At 69.7% G+C, this 18,341-nt stretch carries 11 protein-coding genes; 5 read left to right on the top strand and 6 right to left on the bottom strand.

The window, feature by feature from the left end; genetic code table 11:
* The first annotated feature begins 226 nt into the window (after positions 1 to 226).
* The 3 genes from OWM54_RS32685 to OWM54_RS32675 all read left to right on the top strand — a co-directional run bounded on the left by OWM54_RS32685 (position 227) and on the right by OWM54_RS32675 (position 3,177).
* Positions 227 to 1,105: an alpha/beta hydrolase family protein gene (locus OWM54_RS32685; protein ID WP_267700012.1), complete on the top strand. Its 879-nt coding sequence runs from the start codon at positions 227 to 229 to the stop codon at positions 1,103 to 1,105.
* A 79-nt stretch (positions 1,106 to 1,184) separates the two neighbouring features.
* The gene (locus OWM54_RS32680) at positions 1,185 to 1,598 is read left to right on the top strand and encodes an SDR family oxidoreductase (RefSeq protein WP_267700011.1); all 414 of its coding nucleotides are present in this window, start codon (positions 1,185 to 1,187) and stop codon (positions 1,596 to 1,598) included.
* Between the two features lie 232 nt (positions 1,599 to 1,830).
* The gene (locus OWM54_RS32675; RefSeq protein ID WP_267700010.1) at positions 1,831 to 3,177 is read left to right on the top strand and encodes an alpha/beta hydrolase family protein; all 1,347 of its coding nucleotides are present in this window, start codon (positions 1,831 to 1,833) and stop codon (positions 3,175 to 3,177) included.
* Between the two features lie 74 nt (positions 3,178 to 3,251).
* Here OWM54_RS32675 and OWM54_RS32670 read toward each other — a convergent pair whose 3' ends face one another.
* Positions 3,252 to 4,010: an outer membrane beta-barrel protein gene (locus OWM54_RS32670; protein ID WP_267700009.1), complete on the bottom strand. Its 759-nt coding sequence runs from the start codon at positions 4,008 to 4,010 to the stop codon at positions 3,252 to 3,254.
* A 259-nt stretch (positions 4,011 to 4,269) separates the two neighbouring features.
* Positions 4,270 to 5,343: an NADH:flavin oxidoreductase gene (locus OWM54_RS32665; protein ID WP_267700008.1), complete on the bottom strand. Its 1,074-nt coding sequence runs from the start codon at positions 5,341 to 5,343 to the stop codon at positions 4,270 to 4,272.
* Between the two features lie 105 nt (positions 5,344 to 5,448).
* Between OWM54_RS32665 and OWM54_RS32660 the strand changes: the two genes are divergently transcribed.
* On the top strand, positions 5,449 to 6,144 hold the full coding sequence (locus OWM54_RS32660; RefSeq protein WP_267700007.1) for a DUF6766 family protein: 696 nt from the start codon (positions 5,449 to 5,451) through the stop codon (positions 6,142 to 6,144).
* A 9-nt stretch (positions 6,145 to 6,153) separates the two neighbouring features.
* Here the strand turns inward: OWM54_RS32660 and OWM54_RS32655 are convergent, their stop codons facing one another.
* The 4 genes from OWM54_RS32655 to OWM54_RS32640 form a co-directional block, all read right to left on the bottom strand.
* Positions 6,154 to 7,236: a fatty acid desaturase family protein gene (locus tag OWM54_RS32655; RefSeq protein ID WP_267700006.1), complete on the bottom strand. Its 1,083-nt coding sequence runs from the start codon at positions 7,234 to 7,236 to the stop codon at positions 6,154 to 6,156.
* A 24-nt stretch (positions 7,237 to 7,260) separates the two neighbouring features.
* Positions 7,261 to 13,815 carry a type I polyketide synthase gene (locus OWM54_RS32650; protein WP_267700005.1) on the bottom strand — a complete coding sequence of 2,185 codons (6,555 nt, stop codon included), beginning with the start codon at positions 13,813 to 13,815 and terminating at the stop codon, positions 7,261 to 7,263.
* Positions 13,816 to 13,839: 24 nt separating this feature from the next.
* The gene (locus OWM54_RS32645) at positions 13,840 to 15,354 is read right to left on the bottom strand and encodes an SDR family oxidoreductase (RefSeq protein WP_267700004.1); all 1,515 of its coding nucleotides are present in this window, start codon (positions 15,352 to 15,354) and stop codon (positions 13,840 to 13,842) included.
* A 393-nt stretch (positions 15,355 to 15,747) separates the two neighbouring features.
* The gene (locus tag OWM54_RS32640) at positions 15,748 to 16,170 is read right to left on the bottom strand and encodes a YciI family protein (protein ID WP_141322932.1); all 423 of its coding nucleotides are present in this window, start codon (positions 16,168 to 16,170) and stop codon (positions 15,748 to 15,750) included.
* Positions 16,171 to 16,476: 306 nt separating this feature from the next.
* Here OWM54_RS32640 and OWM54_RS32635 point away from each other — a divergent pair, with 306 nt between their 5' ends.
* Entirely contained in the window at positions 16,477 to 18,312 is a 1,836-nt protein-coding gene (locus OWM54_RS32635) for a fibronectin type III domain-containing protein (RefSeq protein ID WP_267700003.1), read from the top strand.
* Positions 18,313 to 18,341 lie beyond the last annotated feature (29 nt).

Genomic DNA, 18,341 nt, shown 5'->3' with positions numbered 1-18,341 from the left:
ACAGGCCTTGTCCTTTCGCGGTGCGGAATCCACCGCGCTCGCGCGCTTTCGCTTCGCGAAACAATCCCAGCCATGTTTCGCAAAGCGGAACAAATCATGAAATAACTGAACAGATAGAAAAATCAGATAGACACGACTCCGGATGCGCCGCTTTGATTCCGGATGGGACGCCCGCGCCTGGCTTGCGCGGCGCTCCCATGACTGTCGACAACCACGAGGAGAAGTCATGAAGAAGAGCGAGCTGAGCTTCCGTCTTGGATTGCTGCTGGCCCTGGCCTGGTCCTCCGCCGCGGGGGCACAGACGTTGAGCAGTTTCTCGGCGACGTACCGGGGTGGTGGCACGTCGCTGTGCGGCTCCACGTACAACCTGCGCGGCCAGGAGCCCGCGGCCTCGGGCAAGTACCCGGTGTTCATCTACACGGTGGGCACCACGGAGAACTATGACCACTCCTCTGCGCTGGCGGCGGTGGAGGAGATGGCGCAGCGCGGCTATGTCGCGGCCACCGTCGAGTACGACAACGCCACGTTCGGCTCGTGCTCCACGCTGACGGCCCGCTCGCGCTGCATCTTCGACGGCAGCCGGTCCACCAGCGCGGTGGGCACGCTGTGCTCGCGCGCCAAGGCGGACTGCTCGAAGGGAATCGTGGTGGCGGGCTTCAGCCAGGGCTCCGTCATGGCCATCCTCGCCAAGAACCACGACTCGCGCGTGCAGGCCGCGTATGGCCTGGGCGCCGGCGTCCAGTACTCCATCTACAACCTGTCGTCCTGCGTCGCCAATGGCAACCGCGCGCTGCCCAGCAGCCGCCTGCGCATCATCAACGGCGAGCAGGACGTCTTCGTCGGCCCGACGGAGGCCCAGGTGCGCGCGCAGAACACGGACACGACGGGCTACTCCTGCCCGTTCGCCACGTCCTGCCTGCAGAGCAACGGCAGCGGCTGGTACATCATCAAGGACAGCCAGGTGGGCGACCTCAACGCCGACCACTGCTACATGCGCACGGGCAGTTGCGTGGGGCTCCTGCTCGACTCCACCTGGCGCTCGGGCAGCCAGCCCTGGTCCCTGCGTCCCAACCTGAACTGGTTGACCCAGTTCACCACGCCCTGAGCGTGCGTTCTGTTGAGTAATCCCTCCGCGCCCGCCTCGCGCGTCCCGAGGCGAGGCGCGGCTGTGTATGCCTCACGCCATGACCTCCTCCCCGAGCATCCTCATCCTGGGCGCGAGCGGCACCACCGGACGACGAGTCACCCGGCTGCTGCGCGGCCAGGGCCACACCGTGAGGGCCGCCTCCCGGCACTCCGACACCCGCTTCGATTGGACGGATTCGAGCACCTGGGAGGCCGCGCTCGGAGCGTCCTCGCGCCTGTACCTCATGGCGCCCCATGAGCAGCCCATCCCCGCGGAGTTCGTGTCGCTCGCCGTGTCCCGGAGCGTGCGCCGCATCGTGCTCCTGTCGAGCCAGGCCATCGAAGTCATGGGGGACGAGCGCCTGATGGCCGCCGAGCGGCTGGTGCGCGGCGCGGGCGTGGAGTGGACCCTGGTGCGCCCGCCGGCGGACCTTGACAACCGACACCTCCAATCGCACGATTCAATCAGCTGATTGAATCCCCTCCGGGAGGCACGGGCGAGCCATGCCCTGGCCTCCCGTGCTCGAGAGCCGCGCGCCCGGGCCCTGTCGACGCCGACGTGTCACCTCGCGCCGCCCGCGCCCCGCCCTCCGTCTGTCTTCACCTCTCCGCGCGGGAACCATGTCTGTGATTTCCACCGGGTGATGACAGAAATAAAGGGCCACGGTGTTCGAGCCTGCAATCCCTCACAGGAGATTGCACACCATGGGTTTCACCCTGAATCGACGTTCCCTGCTGCACGTGGGCCTGGGGCTCACCGGCGGGCTCGCGCTGCTGCGCGCGCCTTCCGTCCTGGCGGCGCCGGCCTCCACGCCGGGCACGACGCCCCCGGCCGAGGAGCCCCAGCGGCCCTGGTACGAGCTGCGGTTGCTGGAAGACGACCCCGTCATGCAGAACCAGCTGCTGCACTTCCTGGCCGCGACCTACAGCGCCCAGGCGGACATCGGCGAGGTGCTGGACACCGCGACGCGCATCGACGTGAGCGATGACTGGAGCTGGCCCACCGAGTGGGTGAGCACCGCGGACCGCCTGCGCGGCATGGCCGAGGCCAGCCTCGCCCGACACCACAAGACGAGCGCCGGCCACGCCTACCTGCGCGCGGCCAACTACTACCGCGCCGCGCTCATCCACCACCCCGAGCCCAGCCACCCGAGCGTGCTGCAGACGGGGCGCCGCGCGGTGGACGCGTACAACAAGGCGCTCGTCCTGCTGAAGCTGCCGGGCACCCCCGTGCGCATCCCCTACGAGAACACCACCCTGCCCGGCTACCTCTTCCGGGCGCGGGGCACGCGGGGACCCGCGCCGCTCCTCATCTTCCAGCAGGGCCGCGACGCCTGGCCGGAGGAGTCCAAGTACGTGGTGGACGCCGCGCTGGAGCGTGGCTACCACTGCCTGCTCGTCCACGCCCCCGGCCAGGGCATGGCCATCCGCGAGCAGAACCTGCCGTTCCGCCCGGACTGGGAGAAGGTCATCACGCCCGTGGTGGACTTCGCGGTGCGAATCTCCGGGGTGGACTCCCGCAGGATTGCCCTGCTCGGCTGGAGCATGGGCGGCGCCCTGGTGCCGCGCGCGGCCGCCTTCGAGCGGCGCATCAAGCTGCTCATCCCCAACCCGGGCGTGCTCGACTGGGGCCAGTCGCAGTTCGACAACTTCAACAGCTACTTCCCGGAGCTGATGGCGCTGCTCGACACCGACCCGGCCGCCTTCGACGCGGGCATGTACCAGCTCATGACCCAGGTGTTCCTGTACCGCTGGTACATGCGCGACGCCATGCACAAGCACGGCGCCAGCTCCCCCTCGGACCTGATGTTCAAGCTGAGGACCTTCACCAACCGGCCCGTCGTCGAGCGCATCCGCTGCCGCACGCTCGTCATGGACGGCACCGCGGAGGCGTACTCCGGCGGCCAGGGGAAGCTGCTCTTCGACGCGCTGACCTGCCCCAAGGACTACCTGCTCTTCACCGAGGAGGACACCGGCCTGTTGCACTGCCAGGAGGCCGCGCAGGCCGTCGCCAATCACCGCATGTTCGACTGGTTCGACGAATACATCTGAGCCCTGGAACGACGACGTCGGGCCAGGAGCGAACCTGGCCCGACGTCATGGACAGCCACGGCGCGAAGCGGTGATTAGAACCGGAACTGCGCGCGCACGCCGCCGTTGATCCACCCGTGGATGGCCTTCTCCTCGATGTCCTGCGACTCCTCGTCCTCACCGTCGGAGAGGGACGCCGACGAGTACTGGCCAACCGTCGCCGTGATGTAGGGGCCCACCGAGAACTTCGGCGAGATGCGGAAGTCGACGCCGCCCTGCGCGGAGACGAACTCGAAGCCCTTCACGGACGTCTTGACGGACAGCTCCTCACCCAGCAGCTCGAGCGAGATCTTCGTGTTCAGGATTTCGTAGCCGATGCCCACGCCCACCCAGGGGTCCACCAGCGGCGTCGCGTCGAAGTGATAGGCCGCGTTGACACCGAAGCGCAGCTGGCTGGCGCTGCAGCTCACGCCGTCGACGCTGCAGGGGTCCTCCTCACCAGCCACCTCCTCGGTGTTGAGCGAGCCCAGGCCGTACTGGAAGAAGGCGCCCAGGTAGAAGTTCTTGTTGAAGAAGTAGCCCGCGTTGAGCTCCAGCGGAATCACGCTCGAGACCAGGTCACCGACCGGAGCGCCATCACCCTCGCCGTTCGGGTTCCCCGCCAGGTCGCCGTACGGAACGGCGAAGCCCGCGCGCAGGCCGAGCGCGAAGCCCTTGCCCTCACCCGCGGACGAGTCCTCGCGGACATAACCCTCTTCGGAGTAGCCCTCCGCGGCGTCATCCTGCGCGAACGCGGGGGCGGCGATGAGAGCGAAGGACATCGAGCACAGCATCATCTGGGTGCGGCTGGTCATGAAGGTGGTCCCGCGAAAAGTGATGTGAGTTGCCCCACACCGTCGAGGTGTCGGACGCGTGTAGAGACGCCCGGAGGCGTCACTTATTTAAAACGGACGGGACATAAAAGGCCGGGTTTCAGGAGACCCAGGCATTTTTCCAGTCCACACGCCTCACATCGCGAGACTTCGTTTCACGGCCAAGAGACTTGACGCGGCGGGCACACTCCCGGAGTGAACCGCCCTTTTTCCGCGTCGTGGCCCATGCAGCTTCAACGCATCAGGTCGCGACGAAGTTCTTCCAGCCCCGCAGATAGTCGATGAAGCCCGGGGAGACGCCCTCGGCCCGCAGCAGGTCCACGGAGAGGGGCGGCTGGTGGATGGGCGCACCGCGATGGATGCGCTCGGGCCAGTCGTGGTTGGCGATGGCGGAGCGGCCCAGGGCCACCGCGTCCGCGCCGCGCGACAGCTGCGCCTCCGCGTCCTCCTTCGTCCAGATGGCGCCGGCGACGACCATCTTCACGCGCGCGGGCACGGCCCGGCGGAACAGCTCCGTGGCGTGCTCCTGGGGGCGCTTGGTGGTGTTGAGCCCCGCGCGCCAGAGCGACAGGTGGAGGATGTCCATGCCCTCGTCCGTGAGCATCCGCGCGACCTCCAGGCTCTCATCCAGGTCCAACCCGCGCGCCTGGCCGAAGTCCTCGGGTGACAGGCGCACCGCGAGCACCAGCGAGGGGGCCGCCTTTCGCACCGCGGCCAAGGTCTGACGGATGAGGCGCGAGCGGTTCTCCAGCGAGCCACCCCAGCGGTCCGCGCGGCGGTTGTAGGTGGTGCTCAGGAATTGCGACAGCAGATAGCCATGCGCGCCGTGCAACTCCACCGCGTCGAAGCCCGCCTGGGCGCAGCGCCGGGCCGCATTCGCGAAGGAGGCGATGACGGCTTCAATCTCACCTTCCGTGCCCTCACGGCACTCGTCCGCGCCGCCGTGCGCGCTCGCGCTCCAGCGCGGCAGCCCGCTCACGGTGGGGTCCGCGCGCAGACCTCCGTGGAAGAGCTGCGCGGACAACAGCGCGCCGCCCTGGTGGACCTTCTCGGCGAGCCGGCGCAGGCCCGGCAACATCGCGTCGTCGTGCACGCCCAGCTCGCCGGCCCAGGCCTTCCCGTCCTGCTGGACGTGCGCCGCGCAGGTCTCCACCAGTCCGAAGCCACCTTGCGCACGACGCTCCAGGAAGTGGAGCTCCGCGTCGGAGAGGGCTCCGTCGGCATGGCTCTGCTTGTTGGTGAGCGGCGCCAGCCAGACGCGGTTGCGCGCGACGACGCCTTCTCGCAGCACCAGGGGGTCGAACAGTCCTGCCATGTCTCGTGTCTCCGGAGGGTTCCAAGCCGGTGGGGGACCGGGCGGGCGGACAGTCGCCTTCCCGAGGCGGCTGCACCCCGACATTTCGTGTCCAGACTTCGGGAGATGGCGGATACCACTCAATCGGGGTCTCCGAAGAGGGGCCCGCGCGCATTCCTGTCCAACAATGGGCTGTCGCTGGTCCTGCTCGCCGCGTTCCTCCTGTGCTGGGTGGGGCAGGCCGTCTCCGGCTTCCTCCATCACAACGAGGAGCAGCGCCAGCATGGGCAACCCGAGGCGCGGTTCGGCGAGTACCTGCGCTCGGGCGACTTCCTGGAGGCCACGTTCGAGAACTGGGAGAGCGAGTTCTTCCAGATGGGCGCCTTCGTCATCCTGGCGGCCTTCCTCAAGCAGAAGGGCTCCGGTGAGTCGAAGGACCTGAACGGCGGCAAGAAGGAGGAGGACAAGGATTTGGAGCCCCAGGAGGGCTCCCCGGCGCCGCTCCATCGCGGAGGGCTGGTGCTCAAGCTCTACAGCCACTCGCTGTCCATCGCCCTCTTCTCGCTGTTCATCGTGTGCTTCGGCCTGCATGCCGTCACCGGCGCCGCGGCCCGCAACGAAGAGGCCCTGGCGCACGGTGAGGCGGCAGTCACCGTGCTCCAGTACCTGGTGTCCTCCCGGTTCTGGTTCGAGTCCTTCCAGAACTGGCAGAGCGAGTTCCTCTCCGTCGCGGCCCTCGTCCTGCTGTCCATCTGGCTGCGCGAGAAGGGCAGCCCCGAGTCCAAGCCCGTCAACGCGCCCCACGCCCGGACCGGGAAGTAGCGCTCCTCGTCAGGCGGAGGATTCGAGGCGGCTTCGCAGCTCGCCGCTCGTCACCGTGGGTGTCCCGTGGGGCCCCACCCAGGTCCCCGCCTCGGTGGGCGAGTACAGCGCGGGGCGCGCGTACAGCGCGCGCAGCGCCTGGACGTGGGGATAGACGGTGGAGGCCTCCGGGCTCAGCTCCCGCAGTCGCTTGCGCAACAGCGGCGCGAAGCGGGGGCTCATCGCCGGGAAGATGTGGTGCTCCTGGTGATAGCTGAAGTTGAGGTGGGCCCAGTCCATCACCGGGTGCGTCTTGACGCTCGCGGTGTTCACGAAGGGGTTGTCGTGCTCCTCGGACGCCGGCTGCAGCCAGTGGTTGGTGGCGATGTAGACCATCAACGTGATGTTGGCGACGACGAGGGGGAACACGAGCGCGAAGAAGGCTCCGTGCGGCCCCATGGCCCAGCCCAGCGCCCCCCAGCCGAGCACCAGGAGCACCGTGAGGATGCGCTCCTTCGCGCGGTTCATGCGCACGTGGCGCAGGTGGGGCTGGTCGATGTGGTGCCACAGGAAGGCCTGCCCCTGCGCGGTGAAGAACAGGCTGAAGCTGACGTAGCTCAGCCAGGTGCCGGAGCCCGGTGAAATCGCGTGGAACATCCGCGCGAAGCGCTGGGTGCCGAGGTCCGGCTGTCGCGGGAGGATGTCCGGGTCTCGCTGGTGGATGTTCGCGGCGCTGTGATGTGCCTGGACATGCCACGCGCGCCAGTTGCCCGGCGTGACGAGGAACGGGCTGAAGCCGACCCAGCCGATGACATCCTCCCAGCGCCGGCTCCTGAAGACGGCGTGGTGCAGCGCCTCGTGGGCCGCGAGCCCCACGGTGGTGACCATCTGTCCCAACACGAAGGAGAGCGGGAGGCAGGCCCACCAGGGCAGCCCGCCCCAGGCGAGCAGCCACATGGAGGCCAGCATCACCGGCACCAGGGCCAGCGCGATGACACCCCGGTGGGGTTGAGGTTCGAAGGATTCGGCGGGCATCACCCGGCGCAGCTCCGCGCGGAGCGGCTTGGGGTCATCGAAAGGCAGGGCGACGGTCGACGGTGTGGAGGAGCTCATGGGGTCCATTCCGTGGAAAGGGTTTCAGGCCATGGGGCGCGCGAGGCCGCCCTCGAGCAGCATCCGCAGGCGCCCCGCTTCATCGACCGCCGCGACGGTGCCGCACTGGAGGACGTCGCCTTCCAGTCGCGGGCGCAGGGCCTTGAGGGAGAGCTGGAGCGGCGCGCGGCTCCGCCCGTCCACCAGCTCCCGGTCGAACGTCGCGCGCTGGAACTGGATGGGCGCGAAGACGTCGTTCGACACGCCGTGCACGTGCATCGCGCTCAAGCGCAGCGCCGCGTCCAGGACGAGCGCGGGCACGGTGGCCCCCGCCTCCTCCCGCCGCGTCGGCAGGCCGAGCTTCGCGAAGCGCGCCGCGGGCTCCAGGCGGATGTCCTCCAGGCAGTCGAACATCTTGCGCAGCTCGATGGGACCTCCCGGGGCGCAATGAGGGTCCTCGACCAGGATGCCTCGCCCCGAGGGCGCCGCCGCGTCGAGTCCCGGCACGCCCTGGGGTGGCTGCCGGGTCAGCGTGAAGCGCGCCTCCGCGTAGACGAGGTCACGCTCGAGCACCACGCCGGAGGCGTGGACGATGTCCCCCAACAGCCGCACCCGCACACCGTGCACCCCGGGTTCATCGACCCACGGCGTGCACTCGGCGCGCAGGGCCTGGTGGCCGCCGGGCCGCACGCGGATGAAGCGTGAGAAGCGGACGTCCTCGATGGTGACGGTGTTCAGCTCCGGCAGCCGGTCTCCCACCGCGGCCCGGAGCATCAGGTCCAACGCCCAGGCCCCCGGGAGCGTGGGGGTGCCGCGCACCAGGTGGTCCTCCAGGCACGGCACGCTCGCGGCGTCGACCCGCACCTCGCGGACGACGGGGCGCGGCGCGGTGGCCCTCGCGGAGCCTTCGGGGAGGAGCTGCAGGCCGTAGAACTCGCGCTCGTTCTGGGTGAGCTGCACGTTGATGGCCTCGCGCGGCTGGCCGTCCACGAGCTGGAGGAACAGGGCCTCGCCCTCCTCGGCACGGATGCCTCGGAGCTTGCGGCTGGCGCCGAGCACCCGGTACTCGGAGCCCCGGGTCATCCCGATGCCATCCCAGGCGAGCCACCCCACGCTGCACCAGTGTGCGCGGGGGTTGACGTCGTCCACCCAGGCGCAGAGCCGGTCCAGCGCCTCGTTCGCCGCGCCGTAGTCCGCCTGTCCGTCATTGCCGATGAAGCTGAAGGCGGACGTGAGCACGTGGAAGGGCACCGTGCGTCCGAAGCGACTGGCGCAGGCCGCGTGCAGGTGGTGCAGCCCGAGCAGCTTGGTGTCCAGGTTCGTTCGCAGCTCCGCGAGCCGGCGGCGGTTGAGCTTCTTGGAGGTCTGCGTGCCCGCGCCGTGGACCACGAGGTCCAGTCGGCCGAACTCGCGGACGAGCTCGTCCATGACCTTCGCCACGTCCTGGGGCCGGGTGACGTCCGCGACGCGGTAGACGGTCCGCCCTGGCAGCCGGGCGAGCCCCATGAGCGTGGAGCGAAGCTCGCGGGCGGCCAGGTGACGCTCGAAGCGCGCGCGCAACTCCGGCATCCGGACGCCCCACGTCGTGACCAGCTCGTGGGTGTAGAACTCCCGCTCCAGCGCGGGGAGTTGCTCGTCCGTCGCGACGAGGATTCTCTCGGGCGCCGCCTCCGGGTCGCTCCGGCCCAGGAGGACCACCGTGCAGCCGTAGCGCTTCAACAGCGCGCCCGCAAGCACCGCCGTGACGCCACGGCCGCCGCCTGTCAGCAGGACCACGGAGCTCGAGTCGAGCAGGGCCGGTCCCGAGGACGGTGACGAGGTGGGGCGCAGCCTGCGCACGCAGCGCGTCTCGCCGTCGAAGCAGACCTCGACCGACGGGCCTTCCTCGTCCTCCTCCGAGCCCAGCTCGAGGAGCGCCTGGTCCAGGGACTCGGGCAGCAGGGTGCTCGTGGTCGAGATGGCCCGGACGTTCCTGGCCGGGACTTCCCTCGCGATGGACTTGAGCATCCCCGCGAACAGCCCCGTCACGGGATGCAGGACACGCCGAGGTCCCAGCCCGCCCATGCAGAGACTCGCCAGCTCGACTTCTCCGGCGACGAGCTTCTCGTAGGAGCGACGGGCCGCGAGGAACAGCAGCTCGAGTGCCTCGTGGCGCAGGGCGGTCTGCTCGACGACCTGGGGCGCGTTGCCACCGTGGACACGCGTGACGGCGAGGATGAGCTGGGGCTCGAAGCCGAGGGCCTCCAGTCCCGCCTCGGCGGTCTCCTCGCTCGACAGGTCGATGCCGCGCACCCTGCCCTTCGTGCTCGTCGCGGGGCCCGCGAAGAGGATGAGGTGGTCCGACACACCGAGCCGGCGCGCCTGCTCCTCCAGCTCATGTGCCAGGGTTTCGTCTCCCGCGATGAACAGGACCCGTCGCCCCGTGAGCACCGAGGCCCGCGTCACTCGCGCTGGATGCTCGACGAGCACAGGGGCGTGGTAGCCGATGGACGCACGGAGGTCGAAGCCACTCGCCTCTGCCTGGGGCGCGGACGCATCCACTCTCGCGCTCACGGCTTGAGCCCTCGCTACCGTCTCACCCACCTTGGAGGTCGACATCGCGGCGGCTGGGTGCGCGGTCCTCGCTGTCGAGGCCGCCGCCTCATTCCGAGCCCCCTCGATGCGCGGGTTCTCCATGACATGAGTTCGCGCTCCGGTGACACGTGCCTGCGGAGGGATGAGCTCCACCGACAGACGCGTGCCCTTCGCCGCGTCCGGGTGGAAGCACAGCGTCCCCGCGCGTCCCTCACTCGCCGCCTGCACCGCGCGCAGCACCGCGAGCCCCTCGCTCGCCGAATGCGCTGACAGTCGCGTCACGGCGTCCTCTCGTACAGGCTCCGACGAGGACAGGCGCAAGCCGCACATCACCTTCAGCCCTCGCTGTGCGGCCTTCTCGGCGGTGGTGACCGCCAGCAACATCACCCCCTCCGACGCGCTCGCCGCATCCACTGCGCCCGGTCGGAGTACGTTCGCGCTCCCGACGAGGACCAGCTCGAAGCCCGTCTCCAGCACGTCCCTCGCGGCCTTCAGCGCCTCGGCCAACGAGGCCGCTCCCGCGTCGATGACGAAGTTGGGCCCCTTCGTATCCAGCGCCCCCGCCACCCGCCCCGGCGTGACGTTCGCCATCATCCCCTGGAGCGTGTAGGGCCCCGACGGCCGCACACTCCCCAGCACCGTGTCGTGCAGCGCCTCCGCCAACGGAAGCAGCGCCGCGCGCTCCGGAGTCCCCAGGACCAGTTCGCGAAGCCCACGCCGCGTCGACGCGGCCAGCACCCTCTGGATGGCCTCCACGCCCCTGCGCGTCTTTCCCTCGAGCCCCAGCACGATGGCCGTTCCCGAGCGCAGCCCGTCGAAGCCACCCAGCTTCTCCACGAGCGCGCTCGCCGCCGTGAGCGCGAGCCCCTGCGTCAGGTCCATGTCCTCGGCGATGTCCGGCAACAACCTCAACGAGGAGGGCAGACGGAACGCTCCGACCTCGAAGCGCGTCCCCACCTCCGACGGCACGCCCACTCGCGGCGTCCCTCGCGCATCCGGGTACACGCCCTCCGCGGCGACGACCACCAGCTCGCTCATCGACCCGGACCGCGTCGACACGGGCGACGCATCGCCTCGGTACTCCTCGAGCACCAGGTGCGCGTTCGTCCCCCCGAAGCCGAAGCCGTTCGTCGCGGCCCGCCGGGGATTCGCCCCGTTCTCCGGCCAGGGCTGCTCACGCTGACTCACCTCGAAGTCCGCGCCGAGCGCGCGCAGCGCGTCGCCAGGCCGCTCGAAGTTCGCCTGCCTCGGGAACAACCGGTGCTCCAGCGCCTTGCACAGCTTGATGACCGACGCGGCGCCGGCCGCCCAGCCCACGTGTCCGATGAGCGCCTTCACGCTCGCCAGTTGGATGCCCGCGCGCTTGCCCGCGAAGACCCGGCCGATCGACTTCAGCTCGGTGGCGTCTCCCGCGGGCGTCGCGGTGCCGTGCGCCTCCAGGTACTGGATGGAAGCCGGGTCCACCTCCGCCGCCGCATAACAGGCGGTCATCGCCGCCACCTGTCCCTCCACGCGAGGGACATTCGCGGAGCTGCTGCGGCCATCGCTCGACAACCCCGTGCCTCGGATGACAGCGCGAACAGGCAGGCCCCGCGCGAGCGCATCCGACAGGCGCATCAGCCCCACCACCCCCGCGCCCTCACCGAAGATGACGCCATCCGCGCTCGCGTCGAACGGCCTGCTCCCCGTCGCCGACAGCCCGTTGAACTGCGAGAAGAGGCAGTTGTTGCCAGGCCCCGGAGAGAAGACTCCTCCCGCCAGCACCAGGTCCGCCTCCCCTCGCTGGAGCGTCTTCATCCCCAACGCGATGGCGTAGAGCGAGGACGCACAGGCCGCATCCAGAAGCACCGTGGAGACACCGCGCCCCACCACGTCCGTCACCACCGCCTGGAGCGTGGGATGCGGTGCCAGCTCCGACGAGCGGGCCTCGACGCCCATCACCTCGCGCGCGGCCCGAGACAGCAGGGCCACGTCCGCGCCATGCATCCCCTTCGCGCGCAGCAGCGCCTCGCCCGCCTCCAGACTCAGCGCGGCGTCGTACTCGGAGGAGCCCTCCGCCGTGGAGCCGAGCAGACACTGGATGCGCTCCGGAGCATGCGCCCCGAGGCCCTCCATCGACTGGGCCAGCGCGATGGCCAGCAGCTTCTGCTCGCGGACATATCGCCGGAAGCGCTCCGGGTCCGCCCCCTCCGGCGCCACCAGGTCCTCGTCACGCACGGCTCCCGTGAGCAACGTGTAGGCCCGGTCCGGCGTGCCCACCGGCCCGATGAAGTCCGTCACCAGCGACGGCTCGCGGGCCCCAGGGTCCACGATTCCACTGATGCCCTGCCGGATGTTGCGCCAGAAGGATTCGGGGTCCTTCGCGCCTCCCGGCAACATGCAGCCGAGCGACACGATGGCAATGGTCGCATCCGCCTTCGGCGGCTCGCTCTTCACGGGAGCCGACGCCACCGGCTCGGAGCGAGGCGGCAGCAGCGCGGAGATGGCGCGCACGTCGAGCGGCCCCGTCGGAACCGGGATGCGCTGGACGATGCGCGCCAGCCGTCCGTCCGTGCCGCAGTCCAGGAAGCGCGTGCACCCCGCGCTCGACAGCCGCTCCACCGCGCCGAGGAAGTCGAACGGCTTGAGCAGGTGCGCCGCCAGCGCCTCCGCCAGCTCGCCCGGAGCTCCCGCGTACACGCGCCGCTCGATGGGCGAGTAGATGAGTCCCTGCGGCGTCTTCATCTCGACCCGCGACAGCGCGACCCGAAACGCCTCCGCCGCGGGCCGGAGGCCTGGATGATGGAAGGGGTACCGGCTCGACACGAAGGTGAAGCCCTGCCCTCGCTGCTCCAGGTGGGCTCGGAGTCGCTCCAGCTCCCAACGGGCCCCCGCCACCACCGTCTGCTTGGCGTGGTTGCGCCCCGCCACCGTCACCCCCGTGACGCCACTCTCGACCAGCGCACGCGCCGTGTCCGCCTCGCCCAGTGCCACGGCGGCGAGTGTCCCCAGGTCCTCCGGCACCGTCTCGAGCGCTAGGACCCGCAGGCACACGACCTCCGCGCCGGAGCGCAGGTCCATCGCCCCCGCCGCCGTCATCGCGGCAATCTCCCCGAAGCTGTGCCCGACGAAGACGTCCGGCGCCGTGCCCTCGCGCATCAACCACCGCGCGCCGAGCACACCGGACAGGAAGATGCCGAGCTGGTCGAGCCGCGGCTCCTGCTCCAGTGCGTGACGCACCTCGGCCGCGTCCCGCGCCTCCACCAACGGGCGCACGTCGAACCCGTGTCCTCGGGCCACGTCCACGACGGACATGAGCTCGTCGCGGAGCTCGGGCTGCAGGGACTTGAGCCGCGCGAACAACTCCGGCTCGAAGGACCCCTGCCCCGCGAAGAGGAACGCGGTGGCCCCCGTCGGCAACTGGAGCGTGGGGCTCCGCGCCGGCTCCACCGCGACCGGAGCGCTCGCCACCAGGGCATCGACGTCGACCAGCCTGGAGGTCCCCAGCGAGGCCGGGTCCTCCAGCAGACGCCGGGCCAGCGCACGCACCGGCTCGGAGAACAGCTCCTGGATGGCGGAGCCGCCCTTGAGCACGCGCTCGCGGAAGCTCTGCGCGGACGCGGGCTCGAACATGTTCGACAGCGACTCGAAGCAGGGGCGGAACGAATCCGGGAAGGCGCACAGGGCGCCGGTGGCCCTGTCCGCGCAGAGGACCGTCTGGTAGCCGCACGCCACGGGCGTCCCGTCCCGCTTCAGCGTCCGGAAGCAGAAGCGCACGCCGACCTCGCCCCGCTCCTCGAACGTGGTCAGCACCACGAGGCTGTCCCCCAGGTTCGCGGGCGAGAGGTTGCGCGAGTACCCCTCGTAGGTGAGCAGGAGCACCCGGTCGAAGTCGCGCCGGAACTCCGGCACCTCGAAGAAGTGCGGGCTGAAGAGCAGGTGCTCACGGCCCGCGCACTGGAACTTGAAGTTGGTGAGGAAGTGATGGCTCCCGTAGGCCATCGTGTCATCGAAGTGGATGACGTACGGGACGGCGAAGTAACCCATGGCAGGTCTCCCGAGCGAAAGGGTTCAGGCGTCCAGGGCGAGCTGCGCCCGGTCATCGTGTCCGAGGGTTCGCGCGGGCCTTGAGGGCAGCAGGCCATCCACCGTTCCGGAGAGCCCACCGTCCACGACCCAGACCGCGCCGTTCACCCGCTGCGTCCTGGAGCCCAGCAAGAGCTCCGTCACGTCCGCCACGTCGTCCGCGGTGCAGAGCTGTCCTCCCGGCGTCGCGGCCTCCCAGCGCGCCACCCGCCCGGGCGCATCCGGGAACATCCCCAGCAGCTCGCCGTGCACCGGGCCCGCGGACACGCAGTTGGTGCGGATGCCCTCGGGGGCCAGCTCCGCCGCCAGATACCGGGTGAGCGACTCGACCGCGGCCTTCACCACGCCCTGGCACCCCAGGTCGTGCATGTACCGCTGGGACATGGACGTCGACATCGTGACGATGGCCCCGCCCCCGCGCCGCGCCATCAATGGACGGGCCCGCATGGCGCACTCGTACGTCCCGGTGACGCAGGTGCGGAACGCCTTGTCCCAGTCCCGGGGCGCAATCCGGTCGAACGGACCGATGAGCCCGTTGGACGCGTTGCACACCAGGAAGTCCAGCCCGCCGAGCCGCTCGCCGATGGCGGAGAACAGCCGCTCCAGATGCTCCTCGTGCGCGACGGAGCCCCACAGGTGCAGCGCCTTGCCACCCGCCGCGAGGATCTCCTGCGCGGTCCGCTCCCCGTCGTCCCGCGAGTGGAACGAGTTGACCACCACCGTGGCCCCCGCGCCGGCCAGGCGCATGGCGATGACCTTGCCGATGCCCTTCCCCGAGCCCGTGACGAGCGCGACCTTGCCCTCGAACGGCAGCGGCGGCTGACGCCTGGACGGCGGTGCGACCCGCCCGGGCGCCTGCTCCACGGGAGGACTCGTCACCGCCGCCGCGCCCTGCTGGGAGCGGATGGCCTCGCAGATGGCGGAGAGGGTGCGCAGGCGCTGGGACGGCCTGGGCGCCACCTCCCAGCCGAGCTCCTTGATGAGCACGGCCACCACCTCCGCCTGCTTGACGGAGTCGATGCCCAGCTCGTCCTCCAGGTCGGCGTCGAGCGTCAGCAGCTCCTCCGGATAGCGCGTCACCCGCGCGAACACGGCGCGGACCTTCGACTCCAGGTCCACCGACGCGCCCCCCACGGGCCGCGGCGTGGCGGCCGCCTGGACGCGCGCCGCGACCGACGCCCTGGGCGTCGCCTCCGCTGCGACGGGAGGCGCCACGACGGGCGCGGACTCCGCGAGCAACGAGGCGACGCCCTCCGCGATGGCCCCGAGCGTGCGCGCCTTCGCGCCCCTGGGCAGCCGGTCCGCGGAGAGGTTGAACTCGCGCGCCACGACGGCGGCGATCTCCGCGAGCTTCACCGAGTCGATGCCCAGCTCGTCCTCGAGCGAGGCCTCCGCCGTGAGGATGTCGAGCGGATACCGCGTGACGGACGCCGCGCACTGACGAATCCGCTCCAGGACCTGAGCGGAAGAAGGAATGCCCTGCGGGGATGACGGAGACATGCTGAACCCTCACGATTCTGACAACGCATGGATGAATGAGACACGTGCGTTGTGCATGAGGGGTCTGACATTGCGTGTCCGGACCCACGGAGCGTGAAACAATGACAACCATGAACGGACGTTCGTGGTGTCCGTGCATGGGAATGAATTGACGCTACCCGGGTTTCTTCCCGCAATGCGGGCCGCGCCCGCGAGGGGCATGCGGGTGAACCCACGCATGCGCTCTCAAGCGAGCGTTCGCTCGTCCATGGCCATACATGGCCTCATGGACAATCCAGACACACTGAAACACAGCCATCGTCAAGTGGCCGTGCGGGCGACAAAAAAGACTTGCACGGGCCCGCGAGGTTCCCGGGGCCCCGTGCCTTGGGGTGTGGTGGTGGGGCGAGGCGCTCAATTCTTGGCGGTCGCCTCACGCAACCGCTCTTCCTGGGCCCGCAGCTCCGGCGTCATCGCCTCGCCGAAGTCCTCCATCTCGAAGACCTGGCGGATTTCGATCTCGGACTCGCCCAGCATCGGGTTCGGGCAGCGCTTCACCCACTCGATGGCCTCCTCCTTGGACTTCACCTGGAAGAGCCAGAAGCCGGCCACCAGCTCCTTCGTCTCCGCGAAGGGCCCGTCAATCACCGTGCGTGAGGTGCCGTTGAAGCGAACGCGCACGCCCTTCGAGCTGGGGTGGAGCCCCTCGCCGGCGAGCAGCACCCCGGCCTTCACCAGCTCCTCGTTGTACTTCCCCATCTCGGTCATCAGCTTCTCGTCCGGCATCACTCCGGCTTCCGAGTTCTTGTCCGCCTTCACAATCACCATGAATCGCATTGCGTGCTCCTTGTCGTTCCGAGGTTCCGCGCCGGTTGCGCTCCGGCTTCATTGCTTCGTCGAACCGGCGCACGGGAGATCGACACGGCCTCGATTTATTTTGAGGACCGCCGCCAACCCCCTGGAATGACTCGCCTCTTAGGACCTTCTTCCGAAAATAGGGACGGAAATGGGCGTCCGCGCGGGCGGGGCGGCGCGCGGGTCGCCGGAAGCCGGAATCGAGGTTTGACCCGAAAAATGGGAGCCACCTCTCTCTGCCAGGGGGTGCCTCCGGGCGCCTCTTCCCCCAGCTGAAAGGCAGATGCCATGCAGCTTCCAGGTCTCCTCCACCGGGCGGGCCTCACCGCCTTCGTGGCCCTCACCACCCTGCTGTGCCTCCTGCTCCCCGCGCACGTGCTGGCGGCGGACCGGGGCGCATGGGCGCCCAACACGCCGTACACGGTGGGCGACATCGTCTCCTATTCCGGCAAGGGCTACGACTGCCGGCAGTCCCACACGTCGCTCGTCGGCTGGGAGCCGCCGAACGTTCCCGCCCTCTGGCTGGAGCGTACGGGGAATCCACCGCCGGACACCCAGGCGCCCTCGGCCCCACCTTCGCTCACGTCCACGGCGAAGACCCATGAGAGCGTGTCGCTGTCCTGGGGCACGTCCACGGACAACGTGGGCGTCACCGGCTACGAGGTCTTCACCAACGGAGGCACGGCCGCGTCGGCCACCACGTCGGGCGCCACCAGCGTCACGGTGACGGGCCTCGCGGAGAACACCACGTACACCTTCACCGTGAAGGCCCGCGACGCCGCGGGCAACCGCTCGGCCGCGAGCAGCGCGCACAGCGTGACGACCTCTCCTCGCCCGCCGGTCGACACCGTGCCGCCGTCCACGCCCGGCAGCCTGCGCTCCACGGGCGTGAGCAACAGCAGCGTGTCGCTGAGCTGGAGCGCGTCCACGGACAACGTGGCCGTCACCGGCTACGAGGTCTTCGTCAACGGCGGCGGCAGCGCCTCGGCCACCACCACGGGCGCCACCAGCGTCACGGTGACGGGCCTCAACGCGAACACGACCTACACCTTCACCGCGAAGGCGCGCGACGCTGCGGGCAACCGCTCGGCGGCGAGCAACAGCGTGTCCGCGACGACGACGGGCACGCAGCCCACGGGCAACAAGCTCATCGTGGGCTACTGGCACAACTTCGACAACGGCTCGACGAACATCCGCCTTCGCGACATCTCCGCGAAGTTCAACGTCATCCAGGTCGCCTTCGCCGAGCCCGTGGGCGGCGCGGGCTCCGGCAACATGGCCTTCACGCCGTACAACTCGAGCGTCGCGGACTTCAAGGCGGACATCGCGCTGCTCAAGAGCCAGGGCCGCAAGGTGCTCATCTCCATCGGCGGGGCGAACGGCACGGTGCACCTGGACGACGCCACCGCGCGGCAGAACTTCGTCACCACGATGCAGAACCTCATCACCACGTACGGCTTCGACGGGTTGGACCTGGACCTGGAGGGCAGCTCGCTGTCGCTCAACGGCGGGGACACCGACTTCCGCAACCCGACGACGCCGCGCATCGTCAACATCATCCAGGCCACGCGCCAGCTGCTCAACCAGAACGGCACGGGCTTCATCCTCACCATGGCGCCCGAGACGGCCTACGTGCAGGGCGGCATGTCCGCGTACGGCGGCCCCTGGGGCGCGTACCTGCCGGTCATCCACGCGCTGAGGGACAGGCTGACGTACCTGCACGTGCAGCACTACAACACCGGCACCGTCATGGCGCTCGACGGCCGGGCCTACGCGCAGAGCACGCCGGACTTCCACGTGGCCATGGCGGAGATGATGATTCAGGGCTTCCCCGTGGGCGGCAACACCAGCGCGATGTTCCCGGGACTGCGCGCGGACCAGGTGCTCATCGGACTGCCGTCGTCACCGCAGGCGGCGGGCGGCGGGTACACCACGCCGGCCAACGTGCACAAGGCGCTCGACTACCTGCTCAAGGGCCAGTCCTTCGGCGGCACCTACGTGCTGCGAAACCCCGCGGGCTACCCCGGCTTCAAGGGCCTGATGACCTGGTCCATCAACTGGGACCAGTTCACCAACTTCGAGTTCTCCAACAGCCACCGCGCGTACCTGGACACCTACCCGTAGGCCCGTCTCCCACGGACCCGGCGCAGGCG

It is taken from the genome of Myxococcus sp. MISCRS1, from assembly GCF_026626605.1.
Taxonomy (GTDB): domain Bacteria; phylum Myxococcota; class Myxococcia; order Myxococcales; family Myxococcaceae; genus Myxococcus; species Myxococcus fulvus.
Note: the sequence above shows the minus strand (reverse complement) of the source record. Positions and strands in the feature narration are given on the sequence as shown.